This is a genomic window from Paractinoplanes brasiliensis (genome assembly GCF_004362215.1).
GTDB classification, from domain to species: domain Bacteria; phylum Actinomycetota; class Actinomycetes; order Mycobacteriales; family Micromonosporaceae; genus Actinoplanes; species Actinoplanes brasiliensis.
In genome coordinates, this window is the sequence record NZ_SNWR01000001.1 from 1,340,621 (window position 1) to 1,361,252 (window position 20,632).

Annotated in this window: 16 protein-coding genes; 4 read left to right on the forward strand and 12 right to left on the reverse strand. The window is 71.3% G+C overall.

Annotated elements, in window-relative coordinates; genetic code table 11:
* Positions 1–29 precede the first annotated feature (29 nt).
* The gene (locus C8E87_RS05615; protein ID WP_133872092.1) at positions 30–266 is read left to right on the forward strand and encodes a hypothetical protein; all 237 of its coding nucleotides are present in this window, start codon (positions 30–32) and stop codon (positions 264–266) included.
* Here C8E87_RS05615 and C8E87_RS05620 read toward each other — a convergent pair.
* The 7 genes from C8E87_RS05620 to C8E87_RS05650 form a co-directional block, all read right to left on the reverse strand.
* Complete coding sequence (locus C8E87_RS05620) at positions 247–2,868, reverse strand: MGH1-like glycoside hydrolase domain-containing protein (protein WP_133872093.1); 2,622 nt, start codon at positions 2,866–2,868, stop codon at positions 247–249. The genes C8E87_RS05615 and C8E87_RS05620 overlap by 20 nt on opposite strands.
* Positions 2,869–3,247: 379 nt before the next feature.
* Positions 3,248–3,649, reverse strand: a complete 402-nt coding sequence (locus C8E87_RS05625; RefSeq protein WP_166661094.1) for a hypothetical protein — start codon at positions 3,647–3,649, stop codon at positions 3,248–3,250.
* Between the two features lie 123 nt (positions 3,650–3,772).
* Positions 3,773–4,861 (reverse strand): protein kinase domain-containing protein, encoded by a 1,089-nt coding sequence (locus tag C8E87_RS05630; RefSeq protein ID WP_239080265.1) that lies wholly within the window; start codon positions 4,859–4,861, stop codon positions 3,773–3,775.
* 1 nt (position 4,862) lies between these two features.
* Positions 4,863–8,246 (reverse strand): serine/threonine-protein kinase, encoded by a 3,384-nt coding sequence (locus C8E87_RS05635; RefSeq protein WP_133872096.1) that lies wholly within the window; start codon positions 8,244–8,246, stop codon positions 4,863–4,865.
* Between the two features lie 270 nt (positions 8,247–8,516).
* Complete coding sequence (locus C8E87_RS05640; RefSeq protein WP_239080249.1) at positions 8,517–10,517, reverse strand: ABC transporter permease; 2,001 nt, start codon at positions 10,515–10,517, stop codon at positions 8,517–8,519.
* The gene (locus C8E87_RS05645) at positions 10,514–11,944 is read right to left on the reverse strand and encodes an extracellular solute-binding protein (RefSeq protein ID WP_133872097.1); all 1,431 of its coding nucleotides are present in this window, start codon (positions 11,942–11,944) and stop codon (positions 10,514–10,516) included. Before C8E87_RS05645 ends, C8E87_RS05640 begins: the two co-directional genes overlap by 4 nt.
* 226 nt (positions 11,945–12,170) lie before the next feature.
* Positions 12,171–12,938 carry an IclR family transcriptional regulator gene (locus C8E87_RS05650; RefSeq protein WP_133872098.1) on the reverse strand — a complete coding sequence of 256 codons (768 nt, stop codon included), beginning with the start codon at positions 12,936–12,938 and terminating at the stop codon, positions 12,171–12,173.
* Positions 12,939–13,015: 77 nt separating this feature from the next.
* Between C8E87_RS05650 and C8E87_RS05655 the strand changes: the two genes are divergently transcribed.
* Positions 13,016–13,849, forward strand: coding sequence for a fumarylacetoacetate hydrolase family protein (locus tag C8E87_RS05655; RefSeq protein ID WP_133872099.1), 834 nt, complete (start codon positions 13,016–13,018; stop codon positions 13,847–13,849).
* On the opposite strand, the gene C8E87_RS05660 is transcribed toward C8E87_RS05655, so the two are convergent.
* The 4 genes from C8E87_RS05660 to C8E87_RS05675 form a co-directional block, all read right to left on the reverse strand.
* A complete protein-coding gene (locus C8E87_RS05660) occupies positions 13,850–13,996 on the reverse strand; it encodes a hypothetical protein (protein WP_239080248.1) in 147 nt (48 codons plus the stop codon).
* A gap of 11 nt (positions 13,997–14,007) precedes the next feature.
* Positions 14,008–15,741 (reverse strand): putative glycosyltransferase family protein, encoded by a 1,734-nt coding sequence (locus C8E87_RS05665; RefSeq protein WP_239080264.1) that lies wholly within the window; start codon positions 15,739–15,741, stop codon positions 14,008–14,010.
* A gap of 181 nt (positions 15,742–15,922) precedes the next feature.
* Positions 15,923–16,753 (reverse strand): metal-dependent hydrolase, encoded by an 831-nt coding sequence (locus tag C8E87_RS05670; RefSeq protein WP_133872101.1) that lies wholly within the window; start codon positions 16,751–16,753, stop codon positions 15,923–15,925.
* A gap of 57 nt (positions 16,754–16,810) precedes the next feature.
* Positions 16,811–17,317 carry a DUF1707 SHOCT-like domain-containing protein gene (locus C8E87_RS05675; RefSeq protein ID WP_239080247.1) on the reverse strand — a complete coding sequence of 169 codons (507 nt, stop codon included), beginning with the start codon at positions 17,315–17,317 and terminating at the stop codon, positions 16,811–16,813.
* A 229-nt stretch (positions 17,318–17,546) separates the two neighbouring features.
* On the opposite strand from C8E87_RS05675, the gene C8E87_RS05680 reads away from it, so the two are divergent.
* The gene (locus C8E87_RS05680; protein WP_133876644.1) at positions 17,547–18,755 is read left to right on the forward strand and encodes a sensor histidine kinase; all 1,209 of its coding nucleotides are present in this window, start codon (positions 17,547–17,549) and stop codon (positions 18,753–18,755) included.
* A complete protein-coding gene (locus tag C8E87_RS05685; protein ID WP_133872102.1) occupies positions 18,752–19,423 on the forward strand; it encodes a response regulator transcription factor in 672 nt (223 codons plus the stop codon). Before C8E87_RS05680 ends, C8E87_RS05685 begins: the two co-directional genes overlap by 4 nt.
* Here C8E87_RS05685 and C8E87_RS05690 read toward each other — a convergent pair.
* Entirely contained in the window at positions 19,416–20,627 is a 1,212-nt protein-coding gene (locus C8E87_RS05690) for an SGNH/GDSL hydrolase family protein (protein ID WP_133872103.1), read from the reverse strand. The two genes, C8E87_RS05685 and C8E87_RS05690, sit on opposite strands and share 8 nt — an antisense overlap.
* Between the last annotated feature and the right edge of the window lie 5 nt (positions 20,628–20,632).

Below are 20,632 nucleotides of genomic sequence, written 5' to 3' on the forward strand. Positions count from 1 at the left end.
GTGACCGGAAAGCGCGGAGGGAGAGCCCCATGATCCTCGCCATCGCCGTCACAGCCGCCCTGCTGGCCGGCTTCCTGACCGGCTTGCTGTGTTTCAAGAAGACCAACCAGTTCTGCGGCCGCTGCGGCGTCACCCGCGTGTGCCCGATCTGCCCGCCGCCGGCCCCTCAGCCCGCCCGGAAGACCAGCGGGTCCCGAATCATGGCCGTCCGCTCCGGCGTCCTCCCCGCGCAGCGGACGATCGGCGTCAGCGGCGGCGCAGGGTGAGGATCAGGTCGACGACCAGGGCTGTCCAGCCGGTCTGGTGCCACGCGCCCAGGCCGGCGCCGTTGTCGCCGTGGAAGTACTCGGGGAAGACGAGCAGGTCTTTCCAGTCGGGGTGGGTCTGCAGGATCGGGTTGGCGCCGTAGATGGGTCGCCGGCCCGTCTCGTCGGGGAGGAAGAGCGCGATGAGCCGGCGGGAGATGTCGTCGGCCACCTCGGCCAGCGGGACCTTGGACTGCGAGCCGGTCGGGTATTCGGCCTTCATGTCGTCGCCGAAGAAGTCGGCGTATTCCCGCAGCGCCTCGATGAGCAGGTAGTTCACCGGCATCCAGACCGGGCCGCGCCAGTTCGAGTTGCCGCCGAACAGGCCGCTCGTCGATTCGGCCGGCTCGTAGCCGACGGTGAAGTCCGAGCCGCCGAGCGAGACCGTGAACGGCTTCTCCAGGTGGCTGCGGGACAGCGTCCTGATGCCGTACGGGGAAAGGAACTCCTCGGGGTCGAGCATGCGCGCCAGGATGCGCAGCAACTGGTCCTGCCCGACCATCGACAGCAGCCGCTGCTGCCGCCCCTCGGGCGAGATCCGCCGCGCGCTGATGACGTCGGCGTACTCGGTCTGCGAGGCCTGCAGCCAGCGCAGCCGGGCGTGCAGCTCGGGCAGCCGGTTGAGGGTGGCGGCGGAGAGCCGGGTGGTGGCCGCCAGCGGCAGCAGGCCGACGATCGAGCGCACCTTGAGCGGGAGCTTGTGACCGTCGGGCAGGCGCAGCTGGTCGTAGAAGAAGCAGTCCTCCTCGTCCCACAGGCCCTGCCGGTACGCGGCCTCGGCGATGTACGCGAAGTGCTCGAAGAACTTCGTCGCCATGTCCTCGTAGGTACGGTCGTGCAGCGCGAGCCGGATCGCCATGTCGAGCAGGTTGAGGGCGTACATGGCCATCCACCCGGTGCCGTCGGACTGTTCGAGCGCCCCGGCCACCGGCAGCGCCGCCGAACGGTCGAACGGTCCCACGTTGTCGAGCCCGAGGAAGCCGCCCTCGAACACGTTGTTGCCGCCGACGTCCTTGCGGTTGACCCACCAGGTGAAGTTGAGCAGCAGCTTGTGCATGACGCGGGCCAGGAAGTCGAAGTCGCGCCCGCCGTCGATCTCGAAGACGCGCAGCGCGGCCCAGGCGTGCACGGGCGGGTTGACGTCGCCGAAGGACCACTCGTACGCGGGGATCTGGCCGTTGGGGTGCATGTACCACTCGCGCAGCAGCAGGATCAGCTGCGACTTGGCGAAGCCGGGGTCGACGCGGGCGATCGACACGCAGTGGAACGCCAGGTCCCACGCCGCGTACCACGGGTACTCCCACGGGTCGGGCATCGAGATGACGTCGAAGCTGTTCATGTGCCACCAGGCGTTGTTGCGCCCGAAACGCCGGCCGGGTGGCGGGGGCGCCGAGCCGGGGTCGCCGGTGAGCCACTGCCGCACGTCGAAGTGGTAGAACTGCTTGCCCCACATCAGCCCGGCGATGCCCTGGCGCGCGACGGCCGCTTCGTCGGGCGAGGCCGCCGCGGGCACCAGATCGGCGAAGAACTCGTCGGCCTCGGCCCGGCGCTCACGCATCACCTGCGCCCAGCCGCCGCCGAGGTCGAGCCGGTCGATCTCGTCCTCGTCCTGGGCGAGCCGCAGCCGGATGGTCCGGCTCTCCCCCGGCGCCAGCGTCAGCAAATAGTGCAGCGAACCCTTGGTGCCGACGTTCTCCGGGTTGATCGTGGGGGCGCCGCCGATCAGGTAGTCGTTGATGCCGTCCTTGGGGTACAGGCTCTTGCCGGGCTGCCCCCACAGCCGCTGCGCGTTGGTCTCGTTGTCGCACAGCAGCGGCGTCGCGTCCGCCTCCCCGGCGAGCACGAGGTGCCCGAGCGTGCGGTGCTGCCCGGCCAGCCGCCCCGGGCTGCCCTCGATGCTGGGGACGGGACGGTTGGGCAGGCCCCACGACCACGTGTTACGGAACCACAACGTCGGCAGCACGTGCAGGCTCGCCGTCTCGGGCCCCCGGTTGGCGACGGTGACGGCGACGCACATGTCACGCGGGGACGCCTTGGCGTAGTCGACGGTGACGGCCCAGAACCGGTCCTCGTCGAAGATGCCGGTGTCGATCAGCTCGTACTCCGACTCCTCGCGGGAGCGGTGCCCGTTGACGCGCACCAGCTGGTCGTACGGGAAAGGCTCCTGAGGGTAGTGGTAGCGCCAGCTCATCCACGAGTGGGTGGGCGTGGAGTCCTGGTACCACCAGTACTCCTTGGCGTCCTCGCCGTGGTTGCCGCCGTCGCCGCCGAGGCCGAACATCCGCTCCTTGAGGATCGGGTCGCGGCCGTTCCACAGGGCCAGCGCGAAGCAGAACGTCTGCCGGTCGTCGCAGATCCCGGCCATGCCGTCGTCGTTCCACCGGTACGCCCGGGAACGCGCGTGGTCGTGCGGGAAGTAGTCCCAGGCGGTGCCGTGTTCGCTGTAGTCCTCCCGGACCGTGCCCCAGGCCCGCTCCGCCACGTAGGGCCCCCAGGCCCGCCACGGCTCCTCCCCCGAGTCCGCCTGCGCAAGCCGGAAGCGCTCCCCCACGCCGTTCCTCACCCCTGGATCATCTCGACGACTCTCAGAGTCTCACTGCCCGTTGTTACAAGTGTTGACACCGGATGATTCTGCACGACAACGGGAGGTCATCGGGTGGCTACTTTCGGCTGCCGGACGTGCGGCCGGCTCGACGACGGGACCGGAGGGCGGCGGCGGGCCCGGCCGAGGTGTTACGGGCCGGCCGTCCGGTGAAGATCGGACAAAAGTATGAGCGGCGGAACTTGCCTGGAATTTGTGGAAAGAAAAACGCTTTTCCCCGCCACTTGCCATCGGCCGGCCTCGACCATTTTCCTGTGCATCGGCTGAGAAACAGAAATGCAAAAGCGAAGGGCGCACCCGATATCGGGTGCGCCCTTCGCTTCAATCAGAGCCGCTCGGCTCAGCGGTGACCCCGCGGGCCCTGCGGGCCGTGGCCGTGACCCTTCGGGCCCTGCGGACCGTGGCCCTGGGGGCCGTGCGGCTTGACGATCGGGCCGTGCCCGTGGCCGCGGACGTACCACTGCGCCTCGAGGGCGACCCAGCCACGCTTCGGGCCACGCTGCACCCGGTCGCAGTCGAAGTCGTGCCACTTCTTGTGGAACTCACCGATCTTGCCGGCCCGGTTGCAGGCCTGCTTGGTGCGGTAGTACCCGACGACCCGCTCCTTGGTCTTGAACTTCGGAGCCTTGGCCTGAGCCTGCGTGGCGTGGCCGGTGGCGGCCGGCGCGGACGGGGTGGCCGACGCCGGGCCGACGCCCATCGTCAGGCCGACACCGAGCGCGATGCCGGTCATGGTCAACATGCGCGTGACCTTGTTCATGACAACGCCTTTCTCTCTGTTCACCGGGCTTTGCCCGATGCAGCAGATATTAGGGAATTCGCGCCATTAATCCGGCACGAAAACACGCCACGAAAGGGTGACTTGTCATCCGGCAAATAATTGATCTTGCAATTGATCGAAATTGTTTCCCTCGATTTGCGACTCGTTCAGCGCCGCGTCGACAGCGGCCGCGAGCGCCGCCGGCAGGCTCGGCAGCCTTTCCCGTACGGGGGTGGGAGGCTCCCGCAGGACGACGGCGACCGGGTCGGCGCCGGCCGGGAAGTCCCGCGGGGTGGCGCCGGTCAGCATCCAGTACAGGCAGGCGGCCAGGGCCCACCGGTCGACCTCGGGACCGGCGTACTTGTAGTCGATCACCTGGCGCCGGGGCATGAAGGCCACGCTGCCGGCGATCGCCCCGGTCGGCGTACGGCCGCTCAGCCCCGCCTGGTCGTACGCCTTGGCCAGGCCGAAGTCGCCCACCTTGAGCCGCCCGTCCGCGGTCAGCAGCAGGTTCTGCGGCTTGATGTCGCGGTGCACCAGCCCGCGCCCGACGGCGGAGGCGCCGTCGGCGTGCACCACCGGGACCTCGGCCGTGTGCGCATGACGCAGGGCGGCCGCCGCCTGACGGGTCAGATCCAAGGCGACGTCCACCCCGTACGGGCCATGGTCGGCGACACTGCCACCGGCGCAGTACTCGGCCACGAAGCCCAGCGGCTCGGCCAGGCTGCGGTGGAAGCGGACGATGTTCGGGTGCCGCAGCGCCGCCGTGCAGTCGAGCTCACGGCGGAACAGTTCGGTGGCCCCGGGGGCGGTCAGGGTCTTCACCGCGACCAGCTCACCGCCGGGCTCGCGGGCCAGGTGCACCACGCCCTGCGCCCCGCGGCCGAGTTCACGCAACAGCGCCAGCCCGCCGATGGCGACCCTGACCAGCACGTACGCGTCACCCAGGCGCAGCTCGTCGCCGTCGTGCAGCGGGCGCTCGCCGTCGGCCCGGACACCGTTGACGTACGTTCCGTTGCGGCTGCCGAGGTCGCGTACGGTGACCTCAGCCGGCCGAATCGTCAACCGGCAGTGACGGCGGGACACACGGCGGCGGTCGTCGGCGACCCGGACGTCGCAGCCCGGGTCACGGCCCAGCACCACGTCGGCCTCGCCGGTGAAGACGTGCCGCGCCCCGCCGGCCGTCAGGGTCACGTCAGCCAACGTCGGCTTCCCAGGCCAGCTCCCAGGCGCGCAGGCCACCCCAGATGTCGACGGTGACCATCATCGTCCCGTCGTCGCTCAGCCCGATGCGGTGCATGCTGTGCCGGTGGCCCTCCATCGTCCGCAGGCACCGCCCGGTGGCCACGTCCCAGATCCCGGCCGTGTCGCTTTCCCCGGCCACGACGGCGAACGTCCCGTCCGGCCCCAGCGCGAACTCGACCGGCGCCTCGGGCAGGGCCAGCCGGCGATGCACCTTCCCGGTGCCGGTTTCCCACACGGTGAGGCTGCTCGCGTCGGGGGTGGCGGCCAGCCGGCGGCCGGCGGTGAAGGCCACATTGGTGCGGCCGCTGATCGACCCCCGCCGGCTGGGGAACTCGAAGCGCTTCCGGCCGCGGGCCGCGTCCAGCCCGGTCAGCCCCGCGAGCTCGTCGACCAGCACCACCTGGCCGTCCGGGGCCGAGTGCAACCGTGCGCCGCCGGGGAACCGCGGCGCCATCGTCCAGTCCGGCCGCCGGGCGTCCGGCCGCCACATCCGGACCTCGCCCGCCCTGTCGAGGCACACCATGCGCGAGCTGTCCGGGCTGAGCGCGACGGCCGTGATCGGGCTGTCGCCGGCGCGGACGGTAACCGGCCGCACCCCGCCGGCCAGGCCCCGCAGGCGCATCGTGCCGGACTCGTCGCCGTACAGGAGGTGTTCGCCCGACGGATCGAGGCCGAAGGCGGTGATCTTGCCGGATTCCCCCGCGATGATCTCGGCGCGGCCGTCGCGGACGTCGAACAGCTGCAGGACGCCACCCCAGGTGTGCGCGACGAGCAGGTTGCCGCCCCGAGCCCAGCACAGCTCCCGGAGGGTGCCGCCCGGACCGCGCTCGCGGGTATGCGTGACCTGCCCCTCGGGGAAGTTCCACAGGTCGACCTCACCGCTCCACCGCCCGGTCGCCAGGATCCGCCCGTGAGGGTGCAGCGCCACCGCCGGCGGCTGGGTGAACAGGCCGCGGCCCTCCAGGTGGTACAGCTCCCAGGCGGCGATCAGACCGGCCCGGCGGCCGTGCGGCAGCAGTGAACGCCACCCCCTCAGCAGCTCGGGATGCCGGCTGTGACCCGGCACGTCGCGGGCCGACCGCAGCAGCGTGGCCGCCGCCGCGAACTGCCCGTCCTCGAAACGGGCACGGGCCTGGTGGAGCAGCGCGTCGAACGACTCCTGGGCCCGGTGCAGCTCGGGCGCGGGGCGGGGGCGCGCGTAACACCAGGGCGCCTGGTAATCGGAGCCCGGCACGGCCCGGAGCACGACGTGGTCGGGCCCGCCGAGCGCGAGCACCCGCCCGTCCGGGCTGATCCCGCCGGCGTCCACCCCGAACAACGGCTCCGGCAGGTCGTCGTCGAGGGTCCGCAGGCTGCGCCCGTCGCGCGGGTCGAGGATCTGGGCCGACCGGCCGTACCCGGCGACCAGCAGGCCCCGGGCGCCCGGCCCCAGCTCCATGACGCTCTGATACAGCAGGCGGTGCGAACCCTCCGCCACCACACGGGCCCGGCGGGCGTCCCACAGCGACAGCGGCCCCTCCTGCCAGGCTGCCACCGCGTAGCGGGCGTCGGCCGACAACGCGACCCGGTCGCCCGGGAAGTGCACCCAGGGCTCGCCGGAGACAAGGATGCCGCGGCTCGGCCCGGCCCACACCGCGACGCACTCGCCGGTGCTCACCCGCCAGTGCCGCACGGTTCCGTCGCCCTCGAACTCGTCGAACGAACCGGACAGCACCCGGCGGCCCGTCCGGCTCAGGGCGAGCGTGGTGACCTGGGCGGTGTGCCCGGTCAGGACCACGGGCCCGCGAGCCGCGCCCGGTTCCCAGATCCGGATGTGCCCGTCGCGGTGCCCGGCCGCCACGAACCGGCCGTCGTCACTGACCGCCACCGACATCGCGTCCGGCGCCTCGACAGTCCAGCCGCGGGCCGCACCGCCGGGCAGATCCCACAGCGTGATCGCGCCGTTCTCGCGCAGGACCGCGGCGAGCCGGCCGGCTCCGCCCAGCGCGATCGCGGTGACCTTGACACCCTGCGCCAGTTCCCGCGGCTCGCCACCGCCCGGAGTCCACACGTACAGGCCGCCCTGGCGGACCGCGTACAGCACGTGCTCGCCGGCCGCCCCGACGACCAGCTTGCGGACCTCACCGGCCGGAGTCCCGGCGCTGATCCGAGGCGCCCGCCGGGTCCTCTCCCGCAGCGCGTCCACGGCGTCGGCCGAGGACGGGTCGGCCGCGGCGGCCTCGCGCAGCAGCTCGCCGGCCCGGTCGTCCTCGTGCCGCTCGAGCTCGACGCTGCCGAGCAGCAGGGCGGCCCGGCCGGGCTCCGGGTCGCCGCCCGCCGCGCGGGCCGCTTCCAGCGCCGACACCACCTCCTCGCCGGTGACCTGGCCGGCGCGCCAGCGGTGCAGGCCGAAGTTGTACACCGAGGGCAGGTGGTGCGGGTCGGCCACGATCGCCTCCCGCCACAGTTGTTCGGCCTCACCGGCCCGGCCCAGGTCCAGAAGGGACAGCGCCTGGTTGGACAGCCCGTCGGAGCGGAGCTGTGCCGGGCGGGGCGCGGGCCGCGGGTACGGCTCGCCGGTCAGTTCCGCGTACAGGCCGATCAGCCGCTCGACCACGCCGTCGAAGCTCGCCGGACGCTCCGCGAAACACCCGGCGACCAGGTCGGCGACCGGCGGCGGCAGGTCCCCGCGCACCCCGTCGAAGGCCTCGGCCGCCGCCTGTCCGAACCGGGTGATCCGCCGCCCGGCGAACAGCTCGGCCACGGTGACCGCCCACGCCCACACGTCGGTGGCCGGGGTCAGCCGCACCCCGCGGTCACCGGCCGCCGCGGCCGCCTGCTCCGGCGAGAAGTAGGCCGTGGTCCCGCCGCCGAAGGTGCCCTCCCCGGCGGCCACGGCCAGCCCGAAATCGGTCACCTTGGCCGTGCCGTCCGGCTCGAGCATCACGTTGGCCGGCTTGAGGTCCTGATGCACCAGACCGTTCGCGTGCGCGTGCCCGGCGCCCCAGGCGGTCTGCACCGCGACGTCGAGCTTGCCGGCCAGGCCGAGCCGGTTCCCGCGGATCGCCTCGGCCAGGCTCCCACCGTCCACCCACTCGGCGAACACGCGCGGCACCCCGTCGATCGTGCGGACGTAGACGCAGTTCACCGTGTGCGGATGCAGCCCGAGCCCGACCCAGGTGCCCGCTTCCGCCTCGAGCCGGGCGTACGAGGCGGTGCCGAGCGGTGTCTTGACCGCCAGGTCGACCTCCCAGCCGAGGTGCCGCACCCGCTGCACGACACCCATGCCGCCGGCCCGCGGCTCACCCAGCACCTCGTACCGGCCGAGAACGACCTCCCCCGCCGCCCAGCTCACGGCCGGCCCCTCGCAACCGCCCGCAACGTTCCCCGCCCCCGTCGGACAAACACGCTGCCCATGATGTCACCCAGCGACACCCCTCAATAGCCGTCCGTCCCCACCCGCGGCCCATCTGCGGCAGGATGGCCCCTGAGCCCAACCGGCCGGCCAAAAGCCGACACCAGCTTCACCCGGTCCGGTAGGTGGCGCCGGACCGGGCTTGTGGCCCGGTCCGGCTCCCCCCTCGGAGCGGCGGTCGTCGAGGAGCGGACGTGACCACCGCCGTTGTCAGCCCTTGACCGCGCCGGCGGTGAGGCCCTCGGTCAGGAACCGCTGGCCGAAGGCGTACATGATGACGACGGGGATGCTGACGAGCAGGGACGCCGCCGCCAGCTGGCCCTGGGGGACGACGTCGCCGGCGATCATGGACTGCATGCCGACGGGCAGCGTCTTGTACTCATCCTTGGTGATGAACACGAACGCGAACAGGAACTCGTTCCACGCGTTGGTCAGCGTGAACAGTGCGACCGCCAGCAGTCCCGGCTTGGCCAGCGGCAGCACGACCCGCCCGAACGCCTGCACCCGGGAGCAGCCGTCGACCAGGGCTGCTTCTTCCAGTTCGGCCGGGATCGACGAGAAGTAGCCGGCCAGCAGCCACGTGGCGAACGGGATGGTGAAGGTCGGGTACGTCACCACCAGCGACCACAGCGAGTCGGTCAGCCGCACCCCGATGAGCAGCTGGTAGAGCGGGATGAACAGCAGCGCGCCCGGCATCACGTACGTGAGCAGCACCGTGACGGTGAAGCCCTGCGCCCCGCGGAAACGCAGCCGGGCCAGCGCGTATCCGGCCAGCACGGCGCAGATCAGGGCGACCACAGTGGACGCCGCCGACACCAGGATGGTGTTGATGTACCAGCGCCCGAAGGGCTGGTTGGTGAACAGGGCGGTGAACTGTTCCAGGCTCCACGGGGTGGGCCACAGGTCGTTGACCCGGCTGACGACCTGCCCCTCGGTCTTGAACGCGGTGACCGCGATCCAATAGAGCGGCCCCAGCACGAACGCCAGCAACCCGAACGTCGCGACGCTTCTGCCCACACTGGACACCGCTGACGACGTACGGCGTCCGCCTCTGGCCTGGAAGCCGGAGACCACGCGACCGACCGCCGCCGCGATGAGCAGGAACACGCCCAGCAGCACTGCCGCTTTCCAGAAGATCTGCGGCGACGCCCACGCCAGCGCGATGGTGACCGCCGCCGTGATGAGCCACGGCACGGCCCTGCGCAGCGGGCCGGGTGGCCGGTAGGGGCGGTTGACCAGGTCGGGTCTGAGCAGGCGGACCAGATAGAACACCAGTCCGCCGATGACCGGCAGCATGACCAGCGTGACCGCGGCGCCGGCGCCGAACTGCAGTTGCAGGATCGCCTTGGAGTAGGCGACGAGCACGTACGGCGCGGTGACGTCGCCCGGTCCGCCCTGGGTCAGCAGCCAGATGAGGTCGAAGTTGTTGAACGTCCAGATCGACGACAGGGTCACCGTCACCGTGATGACGTGCCGCAGCCCGGGCAGGGTCACGTGCAGGAACCGCTGCCAGGTGGAGGCGCCGTCGATGGTCGCCGCCTCGTACTGGTCGCTCGGGATGGCTTTCAGCCCGGCGAGGAAGCAGACGGTGAAGAACGGCACGCCTTTCCAGACGTTGACCAGGATCACCGACGGCATCGCCAGCGACGGGTCGGACAGCCAGCCGGCGGGCCAGGCGTCGATCAGGTGCGCGGACGCCAGCAGCGGGCCGATGCCCGAGGCGTCGAGCAGCATGTTGACGCTGCCGAAGATCGGGTCGAGCAGCGAGCGCCAGCTGAACGCCGTCACGACCGTGGGCACCACCCACGGCACGAGCAGCAGCCCGGTCAGCACGGCCCGGCCCCGGCGCTGGTTGTGCAGCAGCAGGGCGGCCGCGAGGCCCAGCACGACCTTGAAGATCTCCGCGTACGCGGTGAAGACGAACGAGTTGATGACACCAGTGCGGAACTGGTCGTCGCCGATCAGCGAGAGGTAGTTGTCCAGGCCGACGAACACGCTCTCGGAGCCGTGCCGTTCGGTGGTGCTGGTGATGATCGACCGGCCGATCGGCACCAGCACCAGCACACCGACCAGCACGGCCGTCGGCGCCAGGAAGAGCGTCGACAGCCGCCAGTCCCGGCCCAGCCTGCGCTGGGCCGGTGTGAGGGAGCCCGGCCCCGGCGGCGGGGATGCCCGCTCCACCGGGGCCGGGCCTTGGCGAACCGTCCTCACTGCGGCAGCCCCTGCTGGTTGAAGATCTGCACCATCTTGTCGTGGGCCGACTTGACCGCCTGCGCGGGCGCCGCCCCCTGGACGACCTGCTGCATCATGTCGGTCAGGACGTACGCCGCGACGACGGCCTGCTGCCCGGCGCTGGCCTTCTGCGGGAACTCCAGGCCGTTCTTCGTCTTCAGCGGCAGCGGCTGCTGCGACAGCTTGCGCACCATCGGGAAGGCCGGGTCACCGCTCGCGAAGTACGGGTCGGCGTCCCACACCTTCTCCCAGGCCGGCATGACCAGGCCGGGCGCCTCCTTCGACACGCCGACCAGGGCGGGCGCGGTGATCAGGTACTGCGCCAGGATCTTGGCCAGCGGGGCGTTCTTGGCGCCCTTGAAGATTGTGAAGCCCTGCGACTGACCGAGCAGCAGCGACGAGTCGGTGGCCGGGCCGATGCAGTCGGAGAAGACGTGGGTCTTCTCGTAGACCGGGTTCTTCTTGGTCTTGGAGTCGGCGTAGACGCTGAAGCTGTTGCGGGTGTAGCCCAGCACGCCGGCCAGCCAGTTCTCGTTGTTGCTGGTGTCGGTCCAGCTGGCCACCCCGGGCGGCAGCATGGACTTGTACTTGGAGTTGGTGTAGATGTCGCCCAGGAACGTCACGGCCTGCACCGTCTCGGGCGAGTCGAAGGTGACCTTCTTGCCGTCGTTGGAGGCCAGAGACCCCCCGTACGAGTTGATCAGGGCCTCGATCATGCCGTTGGCATCGCCGGACCGGTTGACCGTCATGCCCCAGCCGTACCGGCGTTTGCCCGGATCCGAGATCTCGAGGCAGACGTCGCGCAGTTCCTCCCAGGTGTAGACGTCCTTGGGCGTGATGCCCTTCTCCTGCATCCAGTCCTTGCGCAGGAACGACCCGATCCCGATGAAGTGATACGGGATCGCGTACCACTTGCCGTCGAAGACGCAGAAGTTCTTGGCCTCCGCGCACGGCTCGCCGTACTTGGCAGTCAGCGCCGTGACCACGTCGGTCACGTCCTCCAGGTCACCGAGCGCATGGAACTGGGCGATGAACCGCGAGTCGGTCATGAACGCCATGTCGCGCGCCACGCCACCCTTGACCTCGGCGTCGATCTTGGCCACGACGTCGCCCGCGTCGGCCTGCACCAGGCTGTTCTCGACCTTCGTGCCGGTGGCGTCGGCGAACTTCTTGATCGACGCGTCGAGGGCGTCGTTGGCCGCCGTCGAGTAGAGCTTCTGTGACAGCAGCCCCATCGAGGAGCCCTTCATCGAGCCCGCGGCGTCGATCAGCTCCTTCGGAACCTCCGCCGCCACGCTCGTGGACGACGTGGACGTGCCGCCGCAGGCAGCCAGTCCGGCCGCCCCGAGCACCCCCACCCCAAGTCCCAGGAACTCGCGCCGTGATCGCAGCGATTTATCCCCCATGGGTATCTGCCTCCTTGTCTCCGCCGACCGGTGCACGTGCTGGAAGTGGCTTTCTGGCCCGTGCCGGCCGGCGGGTCACGCGGTCGCGGCGTCGAGATCGGGCACTCTATAGTTCGAAATATCGAACCGTGTTCGAGATATCGTATGGAGTGGACGCGACGCTAGAACACGACGGCGAGGGGTGTCAATGTTTCGAGGGGGCTTCTGGCCCGTGACGGCAAGCCCGCTATCGGGGCGAGACGTAACCCATCCGGGCGGACAAAGTGGCCGCGCCCTCCCGGAGCAACTCGGTCCACTCCCCCTGCACCTGCGGGGTCCAGCGGATGATCGGCGCGGACAGGCTCATCGCCGCGATGACGGCGCCGGTGTGGTCGCGAACGCCGGCGGCGACGCAGCGCATGGCCGTGTCGGACTCGCCGACGTCGGTGGCAACCCCGTCAGTCCGTACGCGGTCGAGCTGCTCGCGCAAGCAGTCCGGGTTGGTGATGCTCTCCGGGGTCATGCCGGGCAGCGTGGCCTTGGCCAGCACCTCGTCCAGCGCCGCCGGGTCGAGGCTCGCGAGCAGCACCTTGCCCACCGCCGTGCAGTGGGCCGGCAGCCGCCGCCCGACCGCGGAGACCATGCGTACGGGGTGGGTGCTGTCGACCTTGACGAGGTAGATGACGTCGGCGCCGTCGAGCACGGCCACGTGCACCGCCTCGTTGCACCCGGCGGCCACGTCCCGCGTCACGCTCTGCGCCTCACGCACCAGGTCGAGCCGGCCGGCGAAGGCCGCCCCGAGCTGGAACAGCGGCATGCCGAGCCGGTACTGCACCGGCTGCCCCGGCACCGCGATCAGGTACGCCCGCTCGACGAGCGTGACCAGCAACTCGTGCACGGTGGTGCGGGGCAGGTCCAGCCGCTCCATCACGTCGCGGGCCGACAGCTGGGGACGTTCGAGGAACAGCTCGAGGATGTCGAGCGCGCGGACCACCGCCGGTACTACACGGGCCATGACGGTTGTCCCTTCGCCAGCACCCCAAGAGCGTAACCGCGGACTGTTTCCGCACTTCACACACCTAGGATGGTCACATGTCAGTGTCCCTGTACCGCCTGCGCAACGGCGAGACGACGTGCTGGGCGGTGCGCGCGAACGACGAGTGGCGCGAGCTCGACCACAGTCTGGCCGACCTGCTCGCCCTGCCTCTCGACAAGGCCCGGTCAATTGTGGAGGCGGCCACCCGGGTCGTGCCCGGCGACGACGTCGTGCTCCCGCCGATCGACCGGCAGGAGGTGTGGGCGGCCGGCGTGACCTACCTGCGCAGCCGGGACGGCCGCAAGGAGGAGTCCGGGCACGGTTCCCTCTACGACGACGTCTACGACAACGACCGTCCCGAGCTGTTCTTCAAGGCCAGCCCGTGGCGGGTCGTCGGCGACGGCGACGGCGTCGGGATCCGCACCGACTCCGGCTGGGACGTTCCCGAGGCCGAGGTGGGCCTGGTGCTCAACGCGGCGGGGCAGATCTTCGGCTACACGCTGGGCAACGACATGAGCAGCCGGTCGATCGAGGGCGACAACCCGCTCTACCTGCCGCAGGCCAAGATCTACGACCGTTCCTGCGCGCTGGGCCCGTCGATCGTGCCGAGCTGGGCGGTCGGGCCGGGCCCGTTCGAGATCGGCCTGCGCATCCTGCGGGAGGGCCGCGAGGTCTACGCCGGCTCCACCTCGACGTCGTCGATGGCCCGCGGCTTCGAGGACCTGGCGGGCTGGCTGTTCCGGGCGTTGAGCTTCCCGGCCGGCGCGATCCTGCTCACCGGCACCGGCGTGGTCCCGGACGCCGGCTTCACCACGCAGCCGGGCGACATCATCGAGATCACCTCCGAGGCGCTGGGCACGCTGACCAACCCGGTGGTGGCGATCGAATGATCAGCTCGACGGCCGGAACGGGGCGAGGGTCGCGCGGATGATGCCGGCCGCGCCCCAGTCGTCGTCGAACTGCGCCAGCACAGCGAGGTGCTGGCGCAGCTGCAGGATCGGCATCCGGGCCGGCCGGTCCCGGTCGAGCGAGGTCAACCCGCGCCCGCTCATTCGAGCCGGTAGAGGATGCTGCCGTCGATGTCCTGGCGGGTGATGCCGAGGCCGTCGATCGGGCGGTCGGGCAGGCCCTGCCACGGGGTGTCGCCCAGCCAGCCCGGCATGACGACGACCGATTTGATGCCCTCGGCCCGCAGCGCCGCGACGCTGGCCGCGTCGGGGAAGGTCGCGCTGCTCGCGCGGATCCGCTTCTGCGATTCCGGCTCGAAGGTGACGATGCCGTTGGGGACGCGGGGGAAGCCGTTCGTGGTCCACAGCATGATGGGCATCTCGAGGGTGCCGCCACTGGGCAGCACCAGGGTGGGCTCGGGCGCGACGGCCATCGCGGCCGGGTAGCGCGGCACCTCGGGGTGCTCGGTCTTGTTGACGCTCTCGGCGATCACCAGCACGAGCGGGACCAACAGGACGAGACGGATCACGACGAACTTGCCGCGGGCCGGCAGCCCCGGACGCCACGGCGCGAACGCGCGGGCCCGTACGGCGAAGGCACTGACGGCCCCGGCGGCCAGCACGGCCATGAGCAGCGACAGCCACAGCACCATGCGTCCGGAGGTGCGCAGGGCCGCCCAGCCCGGCAGGTGCTTCGAGAGCGTCAGATAACCCGGGTCGCCGCCCCAGGGCAGTGTCGCGCCGAGCGCGAGCACCGCCGTCACCGCCACGCCGAGGGTCAGCAGCACGCGATGGCGGAGCCGGAAGACCGAGAAGAACACCCCCATGGTGGCCAGGGCGATCAGGGCCACGCCGGGCAGCAGCGCCATCTCGGGGGGCCAGAACAGGTCGGCGCGGGCCGTGGTGTGCCGTTCGCCCCACAGCCACGACCCCTCGGGCGCGACGAACAGGCCCCGCCACGGCGGCGAGTACATCTCTGTCCAGGCCAGGCTGCGGTCGGCCTGCGGGTGCAGCTCGACGACCCGGGAGAAGGCGATGCCCAGATAGAGCGTGGCGCCGCCGAAGACCGCCCCGCCGACCAGGTCGGCGATCAGCAGCCGCCGGCCGAACGCCGGCCGTCCGCGCCGCCACCAGACCCAGCCGTAGCAGGCCGCGGCGATCAGGCAGATCGCGATCATCACGTACGCGAAGGCCAGGCCGATCGCCAGCCCGAGCGTGATCTGCCACGCGGCGACCAGCCAGCCGGCCAGCGCCCAGCCCGGTCTGTGCTTCTCGGGGCGGTGGCCGCGGCGCAACGACCAGCCGTGCCCGCGGGCGAGCATGGCCAGGGCCAGCGCGATGCCGCCGGTGGACAGGACGTTGAGGTGCCCGGCGTGTGCGAGCCGCCACGGAGCGTACGCCCAGGCCACCCCGGCCACCAGCGCGCCGAGCGGATGCGCGCCCAGCTGCCGGGTCAGCGCGTACGCCCCGACGAAGGCCAGCGCGTGCAGCAGGACGTACAGGATGTTGTAGCGCAGGACGGCGTCGTCCATGCCGGAGCCGATCATGCCGAGCGGCGCGTAGCCGAGCACGGTGTCGGTGAACGCCAGCGAGTGCGGCTCGGGATAGAACGTGTTCGAGTCCCACAGGTGCATCGGGTTGTGCAGCAGCGCCTGCCCGGCCCAGGCGATCTGCCAGGCGAACATGGCCGGGTCGCCGATGTCGCCCGGCACGGTGTGCCGCGGGTCGCGCATCGTCGGCCAGGTCAGCGCCACGGCCAGCGCCAGCCCGCCGAGGACCACCAGGATCCACTCGCGGCGGGCCCACACCCGTCTCAGCGCGCCGGCTGCCGGCATCGAACGCCGGGCGCCCTCGTCCGCCACCCGCTCGTCACCGACGGTCGCTGTCCGACCTCCGACTGCGCTCACTCAAGCCCCCGGATCTTGTGGCCGCTCGACGGCACGCATTGTCGCACATCAATGCGTACGGTCATCGGCCGGTGACTGCGGCAGTCACCGTGCCCAGAGGTTACTCGGTTCAGCGGCCGAAGCCATCCGCCCAGGTGTCGAGCTCGAAGCGTTGCAGCAGGCCAGGCGCGAAGATACCCGCGAGGGCGATCAGGGAAATGGCGACCATGGCCGTACGCAGGACGACCGTCTCGACCTTGCCGCCCACCTTGACGGCCATGCTGTTGGGCACGCCGATCATCCGCCACAGCCGGCGGCCGGTCGGGACGGGCCACAGGATCGGCACGCCCGCCGAGGTGATGATGTCGCCGAACAGGTGCACCACGCAGCCGACCGCCACCGCGAAGCCGAGCATCGGATAACCCCGGTCGCCGGGCAGGCCGGCCGCGGTGAACCACGCGATCGCGGCCGAGCAGAGCGTGACGATGACCCAGCCGGCGCGCTCGGCCCACTTGTCGAACAGGCCGCGCAGGGCCAGGCCGGCCATGAAGAAGACGATGCCGACCACGGCCCACTTGCCGTAGTGGCCGGCCAGCGCCGTGGTGCCCCAACCGACCAGCGCGGCGAACGGCAGGGTGTGGGTGAACGTCCGGTGGCCGTTGGTCCGCCGCGGGTCGCGCGAGAGCCGGGTCGCCGTGTAGATGCCGAGCGACACCTTCTCGACGACCTCCGCCACGAACAGCGAGAACACCCCGAACGTCCGGGCGACCGTCGCGCCGCCCTGATTGCGGGTCACCCTGCCGGACAGGTCGAGGTCGGGCAGCAGCGCGCCGCCCGCGCAGACGAGCGTGCCCACGCCCACCGCGAGCGGCGACTGCTCATACCCGGCGAAATGGTCCAATGCCCAGGTGCCGGCCAGCCAGACGGTCGCCCCCGAGAGGGCGTGCGACGGACCCATCATGTGAAGTTGTTCCTCCCCGCTCGAACCGGATCACTCTGGCAAAGCGGGGAGGGTCGATCAACAACCCGGGCGTCCACTGTGGAACTGACGGGGGCCGGCCCAGCCCGGCCCGTTCCACGGCGCAACCCCGTGACCGAGGCTGTACTCGTACCGGTAACGCCGGAGACGAGCATGCTTCATGAACCCGATGACCAGGAACATCAGCGGGATCGCGGGCCAGAAGAAGTGCGCGCCCGACAGGATCCAGAGCCCGGTCAGGATCATGCCGATCGAGACGATGATCGAGGCGTGCCGGCGCAGCGCCCGGCGTGTCGCGATCCGGTTGTCAGGGGTGTCGGCCAGCGCGCGCAGCCCGCCGAAGGGAAGGTCAGCGGTCAGCGGGGCGAGCTCGTCGCGGAACTTGGCCGCGTACGCCTTGGCCAGCCGCTCCTCCCCCTCGGTCAGGTCGAGCCGGCCCTCGGCCATCGCGGCCCGCAGGATCTCGGCGACGTGCTCACGTTCGGAGTCGGAGGTCCGCATCCGCTTGGTGCTCGCAGCGGACCAGTTCGCGTCGTTCGTTTCCACCGTGTCCTCCTCGGGGCGTCGTGTTACCAGCGTCGGCTTCTCACCGCGCCGGCACGTCGCCCCGGCGGAGCATCTTGCGGGAGTCCCCGGGAGGGCCAGAACCTTTCCCCCGTACGCCGTCAGGAGCACAACGCCAGCACGGCGTACGCCCCGGGGAGTACATGGCTGCGGTCCCGCGCACCGATGCCCGCCCGGCTTGCGGTGCCGTAGCTTCGGCAGGGTGAGACAGATGCACGGGCCGCCGCTGCCGCCCTGGGCACGCGAGAACCGGACCGGCCGTTACCGCCGGCACCGGAACGACCCGGGCGTCGGCGGGGCCGTGAGCGCCGCCCTGTTCCAGCTGATCGGGGCCAAGAGCCTGGCCGGCGAGGGACGGGTGTTCGTCGAGCTCAGCCCGTGGGTGTGGGCGCTGCTGCTGGCCGGGCCGGTCGCCCTGCTGGTCCGGCGGCGCTACCCGGTCGCCGCGTTCGCCGTCGCGGCCGCCGCCTCGCTCGTGTTCGCGACGATGGCCGAGCCGCACTGGTTCTGGGCCGTCGCGCCGGTCATCGGGCTGTTCCACCTGGCCGCGTGCGGGCGGCGCACCGCCGCGATCGCCGGCGCCGGCACGGCGTACGGGACCTATCTTTTGATCTTCTGGGGTTTGCGCGGGCACCTCGACGAGCGTGCGCTGCCCGGGGTGCGGGAAACCGTGCTGGTCGGCATCGCGCTGACCGCGGCGATCTTCCTGGGCGGCATCGCCAAGATCAAGCGGGAGCAGATGGCGCAGCTGATGAAGGTGCGCGCCGAACGCGAACGGGCCGAGGAGGAGCAGCAGCGGCGGCAGGCGTCCGAGGAGAGGCTGCGCATCGCCCGCGAGCTGCACGACGTGATCGGGCACCACCTGTCGCTGATCAACGTGCAGGCCGGCGTGGGGCTGCACCTGATGGACAGGGAGCCCGAGCAGGCCCGCGAGGCGCTGTCGGCGATCAAGACGGCCAGCTCGGAGGCGCTGCGCGAGGTGCGGGCGGTGCTGGGCGCGCTGCGCACCGAGGACGAGGCGGCGCCCCGGCAACCCGCGCTGGGCCTGAGCCGGCTCGACGAGCTGACCGCCGACGCCGGGCTGCCGGTCGAGACCGTGACGACCGGTGAGGTGCGGGTTCTGCCGGCCGAGGTGGACCGGGCGGCGTACCGGATCGTGCAGGAAGCCCTGACCAACGTGCGCCGGCACGCCGGGCCGGGCGCGACGGCGTCGGTCGGCGTCGACTACCTGCCGACGGCGCTGCACCTGGCCGTCCGCAACACGTTTGCCGGTGACGCCGGCGCCGGTGACGCCGCGCCCGGCACAGGGATCGCCGGGATGCGCGCGCGGGCTCAGAGTCTCGGCGGCACCCTGGAAGCGGGCCCGGTCGACGGCGGTTTCCTGGTGTCGGTCCTGTTGCCCACGGGGGAAGGCAAATGATCTCGGTGCTGCTGGCGGACGACCAGCTTCTCGTACGGGCCGGATTCCGCGCCCTGCTCAACGCGGAGCCCGACATCGAGGTGGTGGCCGAGGCGGCCGACGGCCTCGAAGCGGTGACCAAGGCGCAGCAGACCAGGCCCGACGTCGTGCTGATGGACATCCGCATGCCCGGCGTCGACGGCCTGGAGGCGACCCGCCGCATCGCCGCGGACCCGGCGCTGTCCGGCACCCGCGTGGTCATCCTGACGACGTTCGAGCTGGACGAATACGTGTTCGAGGCCCTGCGTACGGGCGCCTCGGGTTTCCTGGTCAAGGACACCGAGCCGGTCGAGCTCATCCGCGGCGTCCGAGCCGTCGCGGGGGGTGACGGCCTGTTGTCACCGAGCGTGACGCGCCGGGTGATCGGCGAGTTCGCGGGCGGCGGCGCCGGCCGTTCCGCCACCCCGCCGGACACGCTCGCCCAGCTGACCGACCGCGAGCGCGAGGTGCTGGTGCTGGTGGCCGAGGGCCTGAACAACGACGAGATCGCCGCCCGCCTCGTGATCAGCCCCGCCACCGCCAAGACCCACGTCAGCCGCACCATGATCAAGCTGGCCGCCCGCGACCGCGCCCAACTGGTCGTCTACGCCTACGAAGCAGGCCTCATCCGCCCCGGCTGGCTCACCTGACCGCAAGGGCGTGGGTCAGATACGGGTCGTCGGTGAGCCAGGTGCTGACGGTGCGGGTGCGGGTCTCGTAGTGCGCCGGGACGAGGACCTTGACGGTTCTGGCGACCGGGCGGGTCTCGTGGTGCGGCTTCACCCACACGCGCTTCTTCTTGCCGTTGACGGTCCTGGTCACGTACCGGCCCTCGACCCGGACCTTGGTGGGGACGGTGACCTTCCTGGTGGCGTGGCGCGTCGGGACGAGTGTCAGGGCGGTCTCGGTCGTGGTGCCGGGCCGCTGCCACTGGCCTCCGCGGCGCGTCCACGGGCTGCATCGGGCGTGCCACGTCCGCTTGCCGGTGGCGTAGCTGTTGATCTGGAAGCAGAGGGTGGCGGTGGTGACCGCGTACGGGTTGGCGCCCGCCGGCTCGCTGTCGCCCAGGTAGACCGCGGCCATGGCCCGGTAGAGGTTGTAGGCCATCTTGGCGTAGCCGTGGTCGTTGGGGTGCAGGTTGTCGAAGATGGACAGGCCGCCGATCGCCGACTGGTCGACCAGGTGCACCTTGGCGTCCTTGCCGGCCACGATGCCCGGGATCCTGCTGTTGAAGGCGGCGATCCGGCTCCGGTAGGGCTCGATGTGCCCCTGCACGAGCCGTTGCACGAAGATGCCGGCGTCCGGACGGGCGGCGCGGATCTGGTCGATCAGCGCGGACAGCCGGTCGGCCGAGGCGCGCACGCCCATGTTCTGGGCCATGTCGTTGGTGCCGAGGTGCAGCAGGACGGCGTCCGGCTCGTAACCGGCCAGCCAGCCGTCGACGTTCGCGGCGATCTGGTCGATGCGCCAGCCGGAGTGACCTTCGTGTTCGGTGTCCGCACCGGGCGGTCCGGCCCGCTGCGAGCCGACGAAGTCCACGTCCAGGCCCGCCGCACGAAGCCGGTCGCCCAGCTCGACGCGATAGCCGCTGGCGGTGGGCGCGCCGGTCCGGTTGCCGACCCGGGAGTCCGCCGAGCCGCTGCCATAGGTGATCGAGTCGCCCAGCGGCATGACCTTGAGAGGCCCGTACGCCGGTTCCGCCGCGGCCACGGCGACAGAGCTCGCAGCGACCGGCACGGCAGCGGCGACGCCCGTGCTCTCCGGCTCGGCGGCAGCGGCGCACGGCCCGGACAGCGTGGCGGCCACGAACGCGGTGGCGAGGCTGAGGCCGCCGAGGCGGGCGGCGGTGCGCATTCTCA